Genomic DNA, 14,808 nt, shown 5'->3' with positions numbered 1-14,808 from the left:
TTTGCAAAGTAGAAATTTCATATCGGTGACAGCGAATGAAGAAAACAACTTTATGTTAAAAAAATGGACATACTTTTTAGGACTTGTACTTTTAATTACTTTAATCAGCTCGGGTTTTAAAGCCTTCGAGCCGGAAAAACTTGAGGGTTTTCATGTTGAGAATGATGAAGAGATAACTTATGTGGTCCCAACCAAAGAGGAAACCGAAAAAGTTTACTTCAATTTTCCGTATACCGGGAAGTCATATGTAGGTTTTAAGCAAGCCGTCGCAATAAAAGAGTCTCTCGGACTTTACCGCTTAGTGAATACTTTCGGGTATATGGGGAAATACCAATTTGGAAAAAGTACCTTACGAACACTGGGCGTTTACAATACCAACGAATTTTTAAAGAATCCCGAATTGCAGGAAAAAGCCTTTAAAGCTCTTTTGTCTAAAAACAAATGGGAACTGAGGAAGGAGATAAGGCGCTATGAAGGCAGAATTATTGATGGAGTGAGAATCACGGAATCCGGATTGTTGGCTGCTGCTCACTTGGGTGGTGCCGGTTCGGTGAAAATTTTCCTGAGGTCGAACGGTCAAAGCGGATTTACCGATGGGTTCGGAACGTCACTGAAAAGTTACATCAGGAAATTCGGTGGGTATGATACATCCAATATCGTTGCTAATGCTAATGCAAAAGTGAAAATGGAGTAACGAGTTAATTCGTTTTATGAAGAATAAAAATGCAAGGTCGGTTATGTAAATCGACCTTATTTTTTTTCCATTGGTTTACCGATTGTGTTTTGATGTATTCGGTCGGAAGGGTAATGTCACAAGCCACACATAAAAGTGTATTGGGTTGCAAAATCTGAAGTAAATCTTCCAGGAATTTATTGTTGCGGTACGGTGTTTCAATGAATAGCTGCGACTGGTTTTTATCAAAAGATAATTTTTCCAGATTTTTTAAAGCGTTTTTCTTGTCCGATTTATCGATGGGCAAATAGCCGTTAAATGCAAAACTTTGTCCGTTCATGCCGGAAGCCATCATCGCCAACAGAATGGAAGACGGGCCAACGAGTGGTACGACCTGTATCCCTTTTTCATGCGCCAACTTTACGATTACCGCACCCGGATCGGCAACTCCGGGACAACCGGCTTCACTCATCAATCCCATGTTTTTTCCTTCCAATAACGGTTTTATGAACTCATTATGCTCGGAAACATCGGTGTGTTTGTTGAGTGCAAAAAGTTTTAATTCGGGCTGTTTTTTTTCAGGATGCACGCTTTTTATAAAACGACGTGCCGTTTTTTCGTTTTCAACAATATAATGATCTATGAAATCAATGGTTCTCTTAATGGTGTGCGGTAAAACATCTTCAGGGTTCATTTCTCCTAAAGTAGTCGGAATCAGATACAGTTTTCCAAAAAGAGTGGTTGGTTTCATCAGTGTTTGGCTTTAAGTTTTTGGGCAATGATTTCGCAGGCCTCGTCAAGCATCATAAATACTTGCTCAAATCCGTTTTGTCCTCCGAAATAGGGATCCGGTACATCTACGTTTTCACCGGGAAAAAGTTCGTCTAAAATCATGGTGACTTTCAATTTTGCTTCCTCATCGGGTGCTAAGGCAATAACATTATGGTAATTGGAAATATCCATCACATAAATGTAGTCAAATATATCGAAATCTGCTTTGTTGATTTGTCTTCCCCGTTGGTGCGTGATGTCAAGGCCTTTATTTTTGGCAATCAGTACCGAACGTTCGTCGGGTTTCTGTCCGATGTGCCAACTTCCGGTCCCGGCGGAATCCACCTCAAACTGTTCCTTAGGTAGTTTTGATTGTAAAATTCCTTCTGCCAAAGGAGAGCGACAAATGTTTCCCAGGCAGACCATTAAAATCTTAACGGGCATATTATAACGATAACTTTTTGTGGATGTCGTCTACGTATTTCTTGAACTGTTTGTCGGTTGCAACCAGATTGTCAACGGTTTTGCAGGCATGTAAAACAGTAGCGTGATCACGGGAACCAATTTGTGAGCCGATGTTGGCCAAAGAGGCTTTGGTGAATTTTTTAGCAAAAAACATCGCTAATTGTCTTGCTTGAACCACATCGCGTTTTCTGGTTTTCGACTGTAGTGTTTCCACATCCAACTGGAAATAATCGGAAACGATTTTCTGAATGTAATCGATGGAAACTTCGCGTTTTACATTTTTTACGAATTTCTCCACCACCTGTTTTGCTAACTCTATAGTAACTTCACGGTGGTTGAATGAAGATTGTGCAATCAATGAAATGATGGCGCCTTCCAGTTCACGAACGTTCGATTTGATGTTTTTGGCAACATATTCCACAATGTCGTCCGGCATCTCAACACCATCGCGATACAGTATGTTTTTCAGGATGGAAACCCTTGTTTCATAATCCGGTTGATGAATCTCTGCTGAAAGTCCCCATTTGAATCGCGATAACAAACGTTGCTCGATGTCCTGCATGTCTACAGGAGCCTTGTCAGAAGTAAGGATAACCTGTTTTCCGTTTTGGTGTAGATAATTAAAGATGTGGAAGAATACATCCTGTGTTCCCGCTTTTCCGGAAAGGAATTGCACGTCATCAATAATTAAAACATCAATCAGTTGGTAGAAATGAATGAAATCATTTCGGGTATTTTTCTTAACCGAGTCGATATATTGCTGCGTGAACACTTCAGCCGAAATATATAGAACGGTTTTTTCAGGGTATTTTTCTTTAATTTCAACACCGATAGCATGCGCCAGGTGCGTTTTTCCCAATCCCACACCTCCGAAAATAAGGAACGGATTAAACGAAGTTCCTCCGGGTTTGTTAGCAACGGCCATACCGGCAGAACGTGCCAAACGGTTCGAATCGCCTTCAAGGAAATTGTCGAAACTGTAATTTGAATTTAATTGCGATTCGATTTTTACATTGCGGATTCCAGGGATTATGAACGGATTTTTTAACTCCGGATTTTTATTGTGAATGGGAACGTCGATCTCTTGGGTTTTTACCGCAGAACGATTGTTACTTGGCAGCTGTTCCGTGAACGGAAGTTTGTTGCCAAGTTTATTTTCCATTTTGATTTTATAAAGTAACTTTGCGCTTGGTCCCAGCTCTTTGGTAAGGGCTACCTTTAATAATTTAACATAGTGCTCTTCCAGCCATTCGTAGAAGAATTTACTGGGAACCTGAATGTATAATGCGTTATCTGTAAGTTCAACGGCACGAATGGGTTCAAACCAAGTCTTGTAAGCTTGATCTTGAATGTTATCTTTTATAAAAGACAGACAGTTCTCCCATACTGATTGCGCAGTTGTACTCATATATTCAGGCATGTTTTTTATAATTAGGTGTTGGACAAAAAGTTAACGCAGGTTGTCTTTTTTTTTATTGGGAAGACAAATATGTGGACAAAATTTTTCAAAAAAAAATCATTTGTATATTGGTTTTGTAAAAAAAAAATTGTAAGCCTTTTTTTGTAATTATTTAGAATAAATTAACATTAAAATTAATATGAAAATACATCAGTTTGAGGTCCGTGTCCGTTATGCTGAAACCGATCAAATGGGGGTTGTTTATCACGGTAATTATGCTCAATATTTTGAGATGGGACGCGTGGAATGGCTCAGAAACCTTGGGGTTTCATACAAATGGATGGAAGAAAACGGAATTATGCTTCCTGTAGTTTCACTCTCGATGAATTACAAAAAACCGGCGCGTTACGATGACTTGCTTACAGTGAAAACAATCTTCAAAAGTCAGACCTCAGTTAAGATAGAATTTGACTACGAAATTTACAATGAGGCGGGGGAGTTATTAACAATTGGCAACTCTGTTTTGGTGTTTGTGGACATGAAAACGGGTCGTCCGACTTTAGCGCCGAAATACGTTTCGGAACGCTTGGTTGATTTTGTGAAAAACTAAAAATATCACAAAATAATTTTATTCTTTTTGCAAAATATCCACTTCAAACAAAGTAGAGATAATTTTAGGATTTTGGGTTGGGATTAAAATGAAAGAAAACATTTTTTGTTTTAATCCAGCTTCTTGTTTTTAGCTTTTGTGCTGCCATAAAAGCCGGCTAATGCGAAAACAAAAAGCAGCCCTTGAAAAGGCATCATGTAACGGGAGCAGTTTACGGGGCCGGTCACTAAAATGTAATAAAACAGCAATAGGATCAGATAGAAGTGCTTGGTGTATGTTTTACTTTTTATAATGAACTTTGAAAAATAAAACCACTTTAATGCATTCACAATAAAAATAGGGATTAAGAGAAGGTAAATCAACAGGTACTTATTTCTGAATAGACTAAACAGTGTTTTTTGACCATTCAGAATTTCCAGAAAACCTTGCTTCCCGTCTTCTTTTTCAAAATAAGTCATCAAGTCAAACCTTCCGGGATCAAATATGCCTCTGACGGCTGTAAAAAAGTGGTACAGTGAATACGATAAAAAATTGTTTTTAATTTCAGTCGTTGCTACTTCCTTAAGGTAGTCGTTTTGTTCTCCAAAGCTCTTGTTTTCGTACTTATCACTGTTGTAAATACTACTAAGCCAGGTATCTGCTTTTTCTTTCGATTGTGTTGAGGACTTGAAATAATATAAATTATAGTTAATCAGGTTAATGTTTTCAATGGATGAGAAATGCTTGTAACCTGTTCGGGTTTCATTATAATTTAAATAGCCTTGCAGACATAGGATAGGTAGAAAAAGCCAAAAGCTAAAGACCCTTTTCCTGATCATGTAAATCCCGAAAAACAAAAAATTTACATAAATAAAGGGGTAAAAAACAGGTTTTGTAAACGCTAACAAGAGCGTTAGGAGTTGGATGTATGCGAAGTTGGTTTTACTCCATTTTTGAATAAGCAGCCATGCCAACAGGTTTAAAAAAAGCATTATCAGCCATTCCGACATTAGTAAATGCGTATAAATAAAAATGGAAGGTGTGAAAATAAATAGCATCAGTGCCTCTTTCTTTATAGGGCCGGCTATTTTTTTTACTGTTTTAAATAGGATGAAAGTATTTAAAATCCCGAATAAACTCTGAATGAAAATAATTGCAAAAGGTTTTAAATCGGATAGTATCGAAAGAAAAAGAGGGTAAACAAACGGTCGTTTTGTGAGGAGTCTGAAGTCGGCGTTTTTGTCAAAATAGGAACAATTGCCGATGATTCTGGCAATTTCCATATATTCATGAGAATCAGTTAGAAAAAACGAGTTCGACAGCAGCCGGAAAACATAAAAAAGCAACCAGACGAAGCATAGTAAAAAGAAGAGTTTTTTCTCTCTTTTTTCAAAATTGTTAAGGGAGAAAAAAGAAATCAGATTGTTTGAGCTTTGTTTAATGCTTTTTTTGTTCATGGTAACTTTCTTCCGTGTTTATTGCCCATATGTCCTCTTTCTCAAAAACATTATTCTTAATATTCGCTACGGTTTTTATTGCCGTGAGCATCGAGTGGTCCTGATTGTTGTATTTGTGCATCCCGTTTCGTCCTATCAGAAAAAGATTTTCAAACGAGTTGGTGAATTCTTTAATAGTGTCAAATTCAGAATAAGTGCCGAAGTAGGCGGGGTAGTTTTTTGGAACCTTAATCACCTTTGAATCTTCTGCATCTTCTTTTTTACTGATAAATCCTAATTGGATCATTTCGCTGATAGCTAACTCAGTCAGGGAACGATCGTCCATGTTCCAGATTTCGTCATCGGCATTGCAGAAGTATTCCAAACCAACCCATGTTTTATTGGAATCGTTTACCATATAAGGGCTCCAATTGTTAAAAATCTGGAGTCTTCCTACTTTTACATAATTTTCCTGAATGTAAATCCAATTGTCTTCTAACTCATGGTTGATATTGTTGAGTAACAGTCCTACGGTTATAAAATCGCGGTACATTAATCCTTCCGAAACGCGCTTTACGTCTTGAGGGATGTTACAGTCGATAGCATTTATCAGTTCGTTTACAGGCATGGTCGAAATGCAGTAATCCAATTCCAAGGTTTCCGTCATTCCGGTACTACGGTTTTGAATTTCAACCTGGTTGACTTTGCTTCCGTTCGTTATGATTTTGGTTACCTTGCAATTTTGCTTTAATATTCCGTCTTGCTGGCCGACTTTTTCAGCAACCACTTCCCACATTTGTCCGGGGCCGAATTTAGGGTACAAAAAATACTCAATCAAAGAGGTTTCGGTGTCTTTTTGACTGATGTTGTTGTCATTATTAAGGCGAAACGCTTTTTTTAAAAAATTAAGAACCGATTTCGTTATTGATAATCCTTTTATGCGTTGTGCTCCCCATTCGGCGCTTATCTCGCTGCAGGGTACACCCCAGACTTTTTCGGTATAATCTTTAAAGAAGGTTTTGTAAAGTCTTTCTCCAAAACGGTTAATGAAAAAGTGATCTAATGTTTCCACGTTTTTTATTGGAAAAAGAACAGCTTTGATATAACTTAAACCAATTAAACCCGAGTTGATTATTCCTAAGTTTTTAAGTGTTTCAAAATTCAGGCTGATGGGATAGTCAAAGAAAGTTTTATTGAAATAAATTCTTGATTTACGTTTTCGAATCAAAAGAATATTGTTGGAATCAACAGCGGTTTTACTGTTTTTTACAGCAATGTCTTTATTTTGGTTGTGATAGGTAATGGTGAGGTTTTTACTCTCGGAATGTATCGGTAGAATATCCTGCCACCATTCCATGATTTCATCCGATTTTGAAAAAAAACGATGTCCTCCAATATCAATTCTGTTGCCGTTATGTTCTTCTGTCCTTGAAATTCCGCCCCAAAATGAACTCATTTCTATTACAACAGGTATAATATCCGTGTGTTTTAAAAATTCGTAAGCTGCTGTTAAACCTGCCGGACCACCGCCTATAATTAAAGCTGTTTTAGTTTTCAAATTTTATTTTAATAGATTAAGATTGGCGTTATAATCATTCTGATCAAAAACACCTGATAATGGTAAAGCCAAGTGAAACAGCAGTGGACTGCAATGCTGAAATCTGTTTGGATTAAAAACGGGGTTACTTGCTGAAAATAGCAACGTTCTCCTTTTTTTACTGCCTTTAGCTAACAAAAAAACAATTAAAATATGAAAAAAGCAACTTTATTTTAAGGGGTTTGTTTCCCTGTGAATCATGAATTTTGGTTTTGAATTCCGTCGGTGCAGTGATTGTTTTTAAAGTTGGATTTTCGGGAGAGAAAGTATTTGATAGTTTGATTTTTTTGGCGAGGGGGTTATTCTTTTTCAATAATATCCACTTCAAATAAATTGGAAAAAATATCGAATACCATTTCGGTATTTTTTTTTCGGATTGAAATCTCAATTTCGCAGCTCATTTCCATTTTTTGGGCAACGATATCCAGATTTTTTTCTTTGATGATGCGCATGACCTTGTTCATATTCTTGTAGTCAAAACGAATCAGGTAATGAATGTCGATGGTTCTTCTTTCAATGTCCGATACTTCCAACGCCATTTGCGCCGCGGTTTTGTATGCGGAAATTAAACCGCCTCCGTCTAATTCTGTGTTTCTGAAATATACTTCAAAACATTTGGTTGATTTATAGAAAACTAATTTTTAATTGCCTTTAAATTTATTTTTTTTGTAAAATCTAATTCCAGTTGGATAAAATACATACCGGACTGATTTAAAAAAGTGTCCGAAATAATGGAAATGTTCGAATAGTTTTTTTCAAAAATCAGCTGCCCGGTTACATTGTATACCTTTGTGTTGATGTGATTGTAAGTTTTTGATAAATCTATATTTAGATGTCCATCGTTTGTTGGGTTTGGATATATGAAAGGTGTGTTGTTAGCATATTCGTTGGTCCCCAAAGTAACATTTCCCAATTGAACAATCCAGTAATCATTTTCTCCTCTGGAATTATGTGTTTTCTCCCCGGATATGGATGACCATGAGTTTCCGCCTATAAACAGGTCATTGTTGTATAAAGCAAGAGAGTAAACACTGTCACTCAGGTTTCCGCCAATTGTCTTATCCCATAAAACGTTGGTGCCGGTTGCATTTAATTTGACCAGCCAAAAATCAGCACTGCCTCTTGAGTTTTCTGTTTTAATGCCTGAGATGGAGGAATAGGACATTCCGCCGATAATGTAGTTTCCGTCGGGGGTTTGGATTATACCTCCTACTTGTTCAAATTCAGAACCACCTAATGTTTTATCCCATATAATTAGGCCGTTTGTGTCCAGTTTTACGACCCAATAATCCCTTTCGCCATAACTGTTTTCTGTTTTGTCACCGGAAAGTGGTGAGGATGATGTTCCAGCGATAAGGTATGTATTGTCTTCGCAGATGATTAAATGAGGAAACATGTCTGCATGATTTCCACCAATAGTATTCTGCCATTCGATATTGCCTGTGGCATCTGTTTTTATGATCCAATAGTCCCAAGCAACTGAATTTTCTGTTTTTACACCGGAAATTGGAGAATGGGAATCGCCTGTGATTATGTAACCCCCGTCAACTGTTTGCTTAACCGACTTGATATCGTCAAAACTTGTGCCTCCATAGGTTTTCTGCCAGACTATTGAGCCTGTACTGTTTAATTTTACAACCCAATAATCTGTTTCCCCATAATTGGGCTCGGTTTTCTCTCCCGATATTTCAGACATGTAAGCGGTGGCGCCCAAAATATAACCGCCATCAGCTGTGTTTGCTATAGAATTTAAGTTTTCGCCTCCAATCCCTCCAATGGTTTTTTGCCATAAAATAGCTCCGGAAGAATTGAGTTTTACTATCCAAATATCGTTGAGGCCCCTGCTGTTTTCTGTTTTTTCACCTGAAATGTTTGAATAAGAGCTACCGCCTAATAAATAACCACCGTCTGGAGTTTGTATAATGGAATATAAATAGTCTGTTCCGCTTCCTCCAATGGTTGTCTGCCAAACCATGTTTTTTTGTTCGTCCAGTTTTACTACCCAAAAGTCATCATTTCCTCTGCAGGATTGGTTTTTTTCACCGGATATGTTTGATAACGAAATGCCACCAAGAAGCATCCCGTTGTCATTGGTTTTTATAATGCATTCTAAGACATCCCTATTATTTCCGCCAATGGTTTTTTGCCAGACTATGGACGGGTTTTGTGCTGTAAGAATGCCAGCTAAACTCAGTAGTATGATTATGCATATAATTTGTTTCATGTTTATTCGGTATTTTATTACAAATAAACGAAGCATGAGAAGATAATCTAGTAAAAAAAGTTGTTTTTAACAAATAAAACATTCCTCTGTAAATTGATTTTACAGGCAAATTAGAAAAAAAATTGGGTACTAAAATCGCATTAAAATGAAAAACAGAAGCGCTCAGGCTGTGTAGGCAGATTTGTTTTTAATCGAAATTATTCTTTTTCAACAATATCCACTTCAAACAAATTTGAGAAAATGTCGAATACCATTTCGGCATTTTTTTTTCGGATGGAAATCTCAATTTCGCAGCTCATTTCCATTTTTTGGGCAACGATATCCAGATTTTTTTCTTTGATGATGCGCATGACCTTGTTCATGTTCTTGTAGTCAAAACGGATCAGGTAATGGGTGTCGATGGTTCTCTCTACGATGTCTGAAACTTCCAATGCCATTTGTGCGGCTGTTTTGTAAGCAGAAATTAATCCGCCAACACCTAATTTAACGCCGCCAAAATAGCGAACGACTACTACGAGTACGTTGGTGACTTCAAACGACTGAATCTGTCCGTAAATGGGCATTCCGGCGGAGTTGTTGGGTTCTCCGTCGTCGTTGGCGCGGTACTGGATTTTAGTAGTGCCCAACTGAAAAGCATAACACCAATGACGGGCCGAATAATGTTGCTTTTTTAAGTCTTCAATAATGATTTTGACCTCTTCCTCTGTGGTAACGGGAAAGGCGTAGCCGAAAAACTTGCTGTTTTTTTCTTTATAAAGCACTTCTTCCGAGGCGGAAGCTAAGGTTTTGTACGAGTCGGTTTCCAATGGAATTTACCAGGTTTTATCAAACAAATCCACCACATCTTCCTGTCCTACCTGAAGATTCCAAACATGCATACCCAGGTTGGCAGCCACGTCGGTGTTGTGTTTGTTGTCGTCTACGAAAAGTGTTTTCTTTGGATTTAAATCGTGTCGGTTGATGATGTAGTTGAAAACCTCCGGATCGGGTTTTCGTAAACCGATTTCGTATGAGAAATACACTTTTTCAAAACACAGATAGAACTCACGGCTAAAGGTCATACCTACTTTGTGCTCAAATTTTTCAATATGGGTCCGGTCGGTATTGCTTAACAGGAACAAACGGTATTTTCTGGATAAGCGCTGTAAAAATTCAAGGCGATACAAAGGAAAATCAAGCAATATGCCGTTCCATGCCTCGCGTATTTCATCCAGTTCCTTGTTGGGAATATAGCGTTGAAATCCGGTAAAAAACTCTAACTCGTCAATCTTTCCCTTTTCGTAACGCTTGTTCAGGCTGTCCAAATCTTCATTCCAACATGCCAAACCTATTTTTCGCATGTGGTCAAAAGGGGCTTCCTGGCTCAAATTGATAAAGATATTCCCAAAATCAAAAATAATTGTATCGATCATACATTCCTGAAAATTAAAAGTTCGTCATCCAAAACAGTTTGCTTTTTGATTAGGTTTTCTGAAAAATTTGGAGCCGATATTCCTTTTTTAAAAGTTGCTTTCCCTCTGAAAATCAAAGCTTCGTCCCATAGGTTGGCATCTATAAATGTTTGTAATGTCTGTCTTCCCCCTTCAATAATGACCGACTGGATTTCGTGTCGGAAAAGCAGGTCGGCAACAGTGAACGCTAAAGAAGTATCAAAGGTACAATTTTCGTAAAAAATATTCTCGGAATTCTTGAAATTTTGAGATTCTGTTATGATAATTGTCTTCGTTTTGTTGTCTTTTACGGAATAAGCCTCTGAAATTTTCCCTGTTCTGTCCAATACGATCCGGATCGGATTTTTTCCGCCCCAGTCGCGCACATCCAATTTCGGATTGTCATCCAAAACGGTCTGTGTTCCCACCAGAATTGCCTGCTCCTGACTGCGCCATTTATGAACCAATTGCCTGGAGTATTGATTGGTGATCCAGACCGGTTTTTTTATGTTGTCGTTCTGGCCTTGCCTAAAAATCGCATCCGGGGCAATAAAACCGTCTGCAGTTTCCGCCCATTTCAGAATGATATACGGTCTTTTTTGCTGATGAAACGTAAAAAAACGTTTGTTGAGTTTATTACATTCGTCTTCCAAAACGCCAACGGTAACATTTTTTCCGGCTTCCATGAGTTTTTTGATCCCGCTTCCAGCTACTTTCGCAAAAGGATCGACGGTTCCGATAACTACATTCGGGATGTTATTCGCGATAATCAGATCGCAACATGGGGGCGTTTTTCCGAAGTGACTACACGGTTCCAGACTCACATAAATGGTAGCTTTCGATAACAACGATTTATCTTTTACCGAATTTACGGCATTCACTTCGGCATGAGGCTCTCCGGCCTTTTGGTGCCAACCTTCCCCAATGATTTTTCCATTATGCACAATCACACTGCCCACCAACGGATTCGGGTAAGTCGTTCCCAAACCATTTTTGGCCAATTCGATGCAGCGTTTTATGTATTTTTCTTCCGTCTTCATAGTTTCTGTCTAAGGTCGTCAGGAACGCTATCTGTTAATTTGGAATATTGCTTTTTTTTTACGAGCGTTTGATGTAAATTCACAGTGCAAAAATAAGCTATTTCTGAAGAATGGAAGAAGTGATAATCAGAGAAATCCAAAAAACCGACAATGTATCGGTTGCCCAAGTAATCCGAACCGTTTTGGAAGAATTCAATGTGCCGAAAGTAGGAACGGCTTATGCCGACCCTCAACTGGATCGCATGTTTGAAACCTATTCCGAACCCAAATCGGCTTATTTTGTGGTGGAAAAAGATGGGGAAATTATCGGGTGTGCAGGAATCGCGCCTTTGGCCAATGGTTCACCCGATGTATGCGAATTGCAGAAAATGTATTTCCTTCCCGAAACCCGTGGCTTGGGAATAGGTGCAAGGATGATGGAAATTTGTCTTGAAAAAGCAAAGACATTCGGATTCAAACAATGTTATCTGGAAACCATGCCGTACATGGAAGCGGCCCAGAAATTATACCTGAAATCCGGATTTACGTATCTCGATGCTCCAATGGGTTGCACGGGCCATTCGTCCTGCCCGGTCTGGATGATTAAAGGATTGAAGTAGCTTGCAAATGGTTTTGTATAATGTTAGGTTTTTATAAAAAAGATAGTTTTCTCTTTTTTTTGAGGTTTAATGAAAATATAGTGATTACTTTGTAGTACGTTTTTGAATAAGAACCAAAATTTGTGTTTTTCGGGCAGATTATTCAACATTTAATCAAAAATAGTGACTATGTTTTCTAAAGCATGCGAATACGGAATCAGAGCTACAATTTTTATTGCTTCTGAATCCTTAAAAAATAACAGGGTAGGTCAAAAAGAAATCGCTGAGGAAATTGATTCCCCGGTGGCTTTTACGGCCAAAATATTGCAGAAGTTGGTGCATTGCAATATCGTGAGTTCGGCTAAAGGTGTTGGCGGAGGTTTCAGTATTGATAAATTCCGCTTGAAAGAAATCAAACTGGTTGAAATCGTTGAGGCCATTGACGGCGATTCTATTTTCAGAGGTTGCGGTTTGGGATTAAGCGATTGTTCCGAAGACCATCCCTGTCCGGTTCACGAAAAATTCAAATCCATACGGGGTGAGTTGGCCACAATGCTCGAAGATACCACCTTGGAGGAACTTGCGTTGGGTATTAAATCCGGCAATACTTTTTTAAGATACTAAAGCACAAGAGGCCTGAATTTTCAAGCCTCTTTTCTTTTTATTAAACCAATTCTCCTTATTAGACCAATTCCCCGATTTCGATGGTTTCGAGTTCTGCTTTAAAGCTGTAAAGTTCGTTCTGGATGGTTTCGGTATCGTTCTCAAAATACTTTCCGAGGGCAAACAGGTTCATGTAATAATCAATTCCCGATATTAAATTCTCCCTGAATTTCTCCAGTTTCTTTAGCTGTGCTGTACTTTCTTTGCCCAACGATTCCTGTACTTCATTTTTAAAGTAATTCATGTACAATGACAGTTCCTTTACGAAGATATTCGGACGCGTTACGTTGTTTAAAACCGACTTGTATCCGTAAATGTGCTGTACCATTTCCGATAAAGAATATTGACGGTTAAAATAGGCAATGTTGGGTCCAGGACATACCACAACGCCTTGTGTTTCGCCTTTAATTCTGATATCGTTTTCCAATAGCGAGGCATTGGCCAACCCGATGCAAAGACAGGATTTCTCTGTAATTGTATTTTGTTTTTTGATGAATTCGGCCTCAGGCAGATTTTCTCTTTCGGTTTCCAGTTCCGAAAGTTTCATTTCCTGATATTTTCGGGATGCGGTACAAATTCCTTTTTCGCCGTACTCTTTGCTCAGCGCCAGATATTTTTTCGGACAGGAACTTCCTGGCTTGTTTTCAAGGATGCGTTTCTCTCTCAATAACTCATTTGTCGTGCCTTTAACGGTATTAAACGGTATGCCCAACGGTGAAATATGACTCAGATAAAGATCTTCTTCTTTGGCTTTTGCCAGCAATTCACGGGTTTCGTTATCCGATGAGGTTGCTTCAGGAACCAAAAGGAAAGGGGAACCCCAGCCAACAGAATCCGTCTTGTAATGCTCAAGCAAAAAGTCATGTTCTTCAGCCGTGCCCACACCGCCCTGTACGGTTATTTTTAACTCTAACGGCGTTTCTGGTATTGGTAGATTTTTCGTTTGAAGTGCTTTCACCAACAATTCATGAGCCGAAGTGATCAGGCTTTCTTTCTTTTGTTTGAATTCGTCCAGAATCGGTCCGAGTAAATACCCCTCCGTAGCAAAAGCGTGGCCTCCGCAATTTAATCCCGATTCGATACGGTATTCGGAAACCCACAGCCCTTTTTTTGCTAAAAAATTCCCCTGAATCATGGCCGAACGGAAATCGCTTACTTTTAGGATGATTTTTTTTCTGAGTTCTGCATTTTGGTCCGGGAAAAAGTCGGGAAAAGTTTCAAAGTAGCTGTACAACCTTGGATTCATTCCTGCTGATAATACCACGGACGAAGTTAAAGTACTGTTGGCAAATCCTCTTAAAGCGGCATGGGCATCGTTGAACTCGACGGGAAGTTGTACGTTTTTTTCAAAATTGTCCTTGTCCACTTTGGTCATGATATTGATGTCAATTTCCCCAGGATAAAGATTTTTTTCCAGATAATTTTTTATATTTTCTTTGATGATGCACCCTTCCTGAATGAAATTTTCCAATCCCTTCCTGATTTCAGATTTGTTTGGAAGCATATTGATATAATTTTCAAGAGCTGTTTTGCTTTCTGAAAGTTCTGTTTTGAAATTTTCAAACTTTTCCTTTACGATTTTATCAACGGTGTTCAGGTATGATGTGATTCGTTTTGCCCTGTAATCGCTTATTTTCTGTGAAATTTCCTGATACGGCAAATCAAACTTTTTACTGTAAAAGGCATTCATTTTTTCAATGAGGTCATCATCCATGATGGAAATCACCGACGAAATTCCGTATTGTGCCACGCGAATCGGACTGTCAATGGTATACGCCAATCCCATAACAGGTATGTGGAAAGTATGTAAGTTATTGGTTTTGAGTGTGCTTTTCATTGTGTTGAATTTAATTTACAAATATTAAGATTCTAATTTTACTAAAAACTGATAAAAATCATACTTAGCTGTTTTTATTAAGGATATTTTTGTCTTCTATTGTTTG

General features: G+C 38.3%; 15 protein-coding genes. 4 read left to right on the top strand and 11 right to left on the bottom strand.

Annotation, left to right across the window (positions count from 1 at the left end; all coding sequences use genetic code 11):
* The first annotated feature begins 52 nt into the window (after nucleotides 1–52).
* A complete protein-coding gene (locus FLJC2902T_RS03050) occupies nucleotides 53–694 on the top strand; it encodes a hypothetical protein (protein ID WP_051364238.1) in 642 nt (213 codons plus the stop codon).
* Nucleotides 695–698: 4 nt separating this feature from the next.
* Here the strand turns inward: FLJC2902T_RS03050 and FLJC2902T_RS03045 are convergent, their stop codons facing one another.
* Genes FLJC2902T_RS03045 through dnaA form a run of 3 tightly spaced genes read right to left on the bottom strand, consistent with a single transcriptional unit; the run spans nucleotide 699 to nucleotide 3,317 of the window.
* Entirely contained in the window at nucleotides 699–1,424 is a 726-nt protein-coding gene (locus FLJC2902T_RS03045; RefSeq protein WP_035676986.1) for an SAM-dependent methyltransferase, read from the bottom strand.
* Nucleotides 1,424–1,888, bottom strand: a complete 465-nt coding sequence (locus tag FLJC2902T_RS03040) for a low molecular weight protein-tyrosine-phosphatase (RefSeq protein ID WP_035676983.1) — start codon at nucleotides 1,886–1,888, stop codon at nucleotides 1,424–1,426. Before FLJC2902T_RS03040 ends, FLJC2902T_RS03045 begins: the two co-directional genes overlap by 1 nt.
* A 1-nt stretch (nucleotide 1,889) precedes the next feature.
* Nucleotides 1,890–3,317, bottom strand: coding sequence for a chromosomal replication initiator protein DnaA (dnaA, locus tag FLJC2902T_RS03035; RefSeq protein ID WP_035677173.1), 1,428 nt, complete (start codon nucleotides 3,315–3,317; stop codon nucleotides 1,890–1,892).
* A gap of 190 nt (nucleotides 3,318–3,507) precedes the next feature.
* Between dnaA and FLJC2902T_RS03030 the strand changes: the two genes are divergently transcribed.
* Nucleotides 3,508–3,918 (top strand): acyl-CoA thioesterase, encoded by a 411-nt coding sequence (locus FLJC2902T_RS03030; RefSeq protein ID WP_023578310.1) that lies wholly within the window; start codon nucleotides 3,508–3,510, stop codon nucleotides 3,916–3,918.
* 110 nt (nucleotides 3,919–4,028) lie between these two features.
* Here the strand turns inward: FLJC2902T_RS03030 and FLJC2902T_RS03025 are convergent, their stop codons facing one another.
* From FLJC2902T_RS03025 to ribD, 7 genes are all read right to left on the bottom strand, one after another.
* On the bottom strand, nucleotides 4,029–5,180 hold the full coding sequence (locus tag FLJC2902T_RS03025; RefSeq protein WP_035676981.1) for a hypothetical protein: 1,152 nt from the start codon (nucleotides 5,178–5,180) through the stop codon (nucleotides 4,029–4,031).
* A gap of 154 nt (nucleotides 5,181–5,334) precedes the next feature.
* On the bottom strand, nucleotides 5,335–6,891 hold the full coding sequence (locus FLJC2902T_RS03020) for an NAD(P)/FAD-dependent oxidoreductase (protein ID WP_023578309.1): 1,557 nt from the start codon (nucleotides 6,889–6,891) through the stop codon (nucleotides 5,335–5,337).
* Nucleotides 6,892–7,229: 338 nt separating this feature from the next.
* On the bottom strand, nucleotides 7,230–7,469 hold the full coding sequence (locus FLJC2902T_RS03010; protein WP_023578307.1) for a hypothetical protein: 240 nt from the start codon (nucleotides 7,467–7,469) through the stop codon (nucleotides 7,230–7,232).
* Between the two features lie 95 nt (nucleotides 7,470–7,564).
* Nucleotides 7,565–9,154: a T9SS type A sorting domain-containing protein gene (locus FLJC2902T_RS03005; protein ID WP_023578306.1), complete on the bottom strand. Its 1,590-nt coding sequence runs from the start codon at nucleotides 9,152–9,154 to the stop codon at nucleotides 7,565–7,567.
* Between the two features lie 197 nt (nucleotides 9,155–9,351).
* Nucleotides 9,352–9,960 carry an IMPACT family protein gene (locus tag FLJC2902T_RS03000; RefSeq protein WP_023578305.1) on the bottom strand — a complete coding sequence of 203 codons (609 nt, stop codon included), beginning with the start codon at nucleotides 9,958–9,960 and terminating at the stop codon, nucleotides 9,352–9,354.
* 6 nt (nucleotides 9,961–9,966) lie between these two features.
* A complete protein-coding gene (locus FLJC2902T_RS02995) occupies nucleotides 9,967–10,566 on the bottom strand; it encodes an HAD family hydrolase (RefSeq protein WP_035676976.1) in 600 nt (199 codons plus the stop codon).
* Nucleotides 10,563–11,624: a bifunctional diaminohydroxyphosphoribosylaminopyrimidine deaminase/5-amino-6-(5-phosphoribosylamino)uracil reductase RibD gene (gene ribD / locus FLJC2902T_RS02990; protein WP_023578303.1), complete on the bottom strand. Its 1,062-nt coding sequence runs from the start codon at nucleotides 11,622–11,624 to the stop codon at nucleotides 10,563–10,565. The genes FLJC2902T_RS02995 and ribD overlap by 4 nt, the downstream gene beginning before the upstream one ends.
* Before the next feature lie 110 nt (nucleotides 11,625–11,734).
* Between ribD and FLJC2902T_RS02985 the strand changes: the two genes are divergently transcribed.
* Together FLJC2902T_RS02985 and FLJC2902T_RS02980 are read left to right on the top strand one after the other, a co-directional pair.
* Nucleotides 11,735–12,223: a GNAT family N-acetyltransferase gene (locus tag FLJC2902T_RS02985; protein WP_023578302.1), complete on the top strand. Its 489-nt coding sequence runs from the start codon at nucleotides 11,735–11,737 to the stop codon at nucleotides 12,221–12,223.
* Between the two features lie 168 nt (nucleotides 12,224–12,391).
* Entirely contained in the window at nucleotides 12,392–12,826 is a 435-nt protein-coding gene (locus FLJC2902T_RS02980; RefSeq protein WP_023578300.1) for an RrF2 family transcriptional regulator, read from the top strand.
* A 58-nt stretch (nucleotides 12,827–12,884) separates the two neighbouring features.
* Here FLJC2902T_RS02980 and FLJC2902T_RS02975 read toward each other — a convergent pair whose 3' ends face one another.
* Nucleotides 12,885–14,702 (bottom strand): hypothetical protein, encoded by a 1,818-nt coding sequence (locus FLJC2902T_RS02975; RefSeq protein ID WP_023578299.1) that lies wholly within the window; start codon nucleotides 14,700–14,702, stop codon nucleotides 12,885–12,887.
* Nucleotides 14,703–14,808 lie beyond the last annotated feature (106 nt).

It is taken from the genome of Flavobacterium limnosediminis JC2902 (genome assembly GCF_000498535.1).
Lineage (GTDB): Bacteria > Bacteroidota > Bacteroidia > Flavobacteriales > Flavobacteriaceae > Flavobacterium > Flavobacterium limnosediminis.
The sequence above is the reverse complement of the archived record's forward strand: the minus strand, read 5'-3'. Positions and strand labels throughout refer to the sequence as shown.

What these genes read in the sequence shown, in the direction of transcription:
- FLJC2902T_RS03050 (WP_051364238.1), top strand. Translation starts at nt 53, where the DNA reads ATGTTAAAAAAATGGACATACTTTTTAGGACTTGTACTTTTAATTACT.
- FLJC2902T_RS03045 (WP_035676986.1), bottom strand. Translation starts at nt 1,424, where the DNA reads ATGAAACCAACCACTCTTTTTGGAAAACTGTATCTGATTCCGACTACT.
- FLJC2902T_RS03040 (WP_035676983.1), bottom strand. Translation starts at nt 1,888, where the DNA reads ATGCCCGTTAAGATTTTAATGGTCTGCCTGGGAAACATTTGTCGCTCT.
- dnaA (WP_035677173.1), bottom strand. Translation starts at nt 3,317, where the DNA reads ATGAGTACAACTGCGCAATCAGTATGGGAGAACTGTCTGTCTTTTATA.
- FLJC2902T_RS03030 (WP_023578310.1), top strand. Translation starts at nt 3,508, where the DNA reads ATGAAAATACATCAGTTTGAGGTCCGTGTCCGTTATGCTGAAACCGAT.
- FLJC2902T_RS03025 (WP_035676981.1), bottom strand. Translation starts at nt 5,180, where the DNA reads ATGGAAATTGCCAGAATCATCGGCAATTGTTCCTATTTTGACAAAAAC.
- FLJC2902T_RS03010 (WP_023578307.1), bottom strand. Translation starts at nt 7,469, where the DNA reads ATGGCGTTGGAAGTATCGGACATTGAAAGAAGAACCATCGACATTCAT.
- FLJC2902T_RS03005 (WP_023578306.1), bottom strand. Translation starts at nt 9,154, where the DNA reads ATGAAACAAATTATATGCATAATCATACTACTGAGTTTAGCTGGCATT.
- FLJC2902T_RS02995 (WP_035676976.1), bottom strand. Translation starts at nt 10,566, where the DNA reads ATGATCGATACAATTATTTTTGATTTTGGGAATATCTTTATCAATTTG.
- ribD (WP_023578303.1), bottom strand. Translation starts at nt 11,624, where the DNA reads ATGAAGACGGAAGAAAAATACATAAAACGCTGCATCGAATTGGCCAAA.
- FLJC2902T_RS02985 (WP_023578302.1), top strand. Translation starts at nt 11,735, where the DNA reads ATGGAAGAAGTGATAATCAGAGAAATCCAAAAAACCGACAATGTATCG.
- FLJC2902T_RS02980 (WP_023578300.1), top strand. Translation starts at nt 12,392, where the DNA reads ATGTTTTCTAAAGCATGCGAATACGGAATCAGAGCTACAATTTTTATT.
- FLJC2902T_RS02975 (WP_023578299.1), bottom strand. Translation starts at nt 14,702, where the DNA reads ATGAAAAGCACACTCAAAACCAATAACTTACATACTTTCCACATACCT.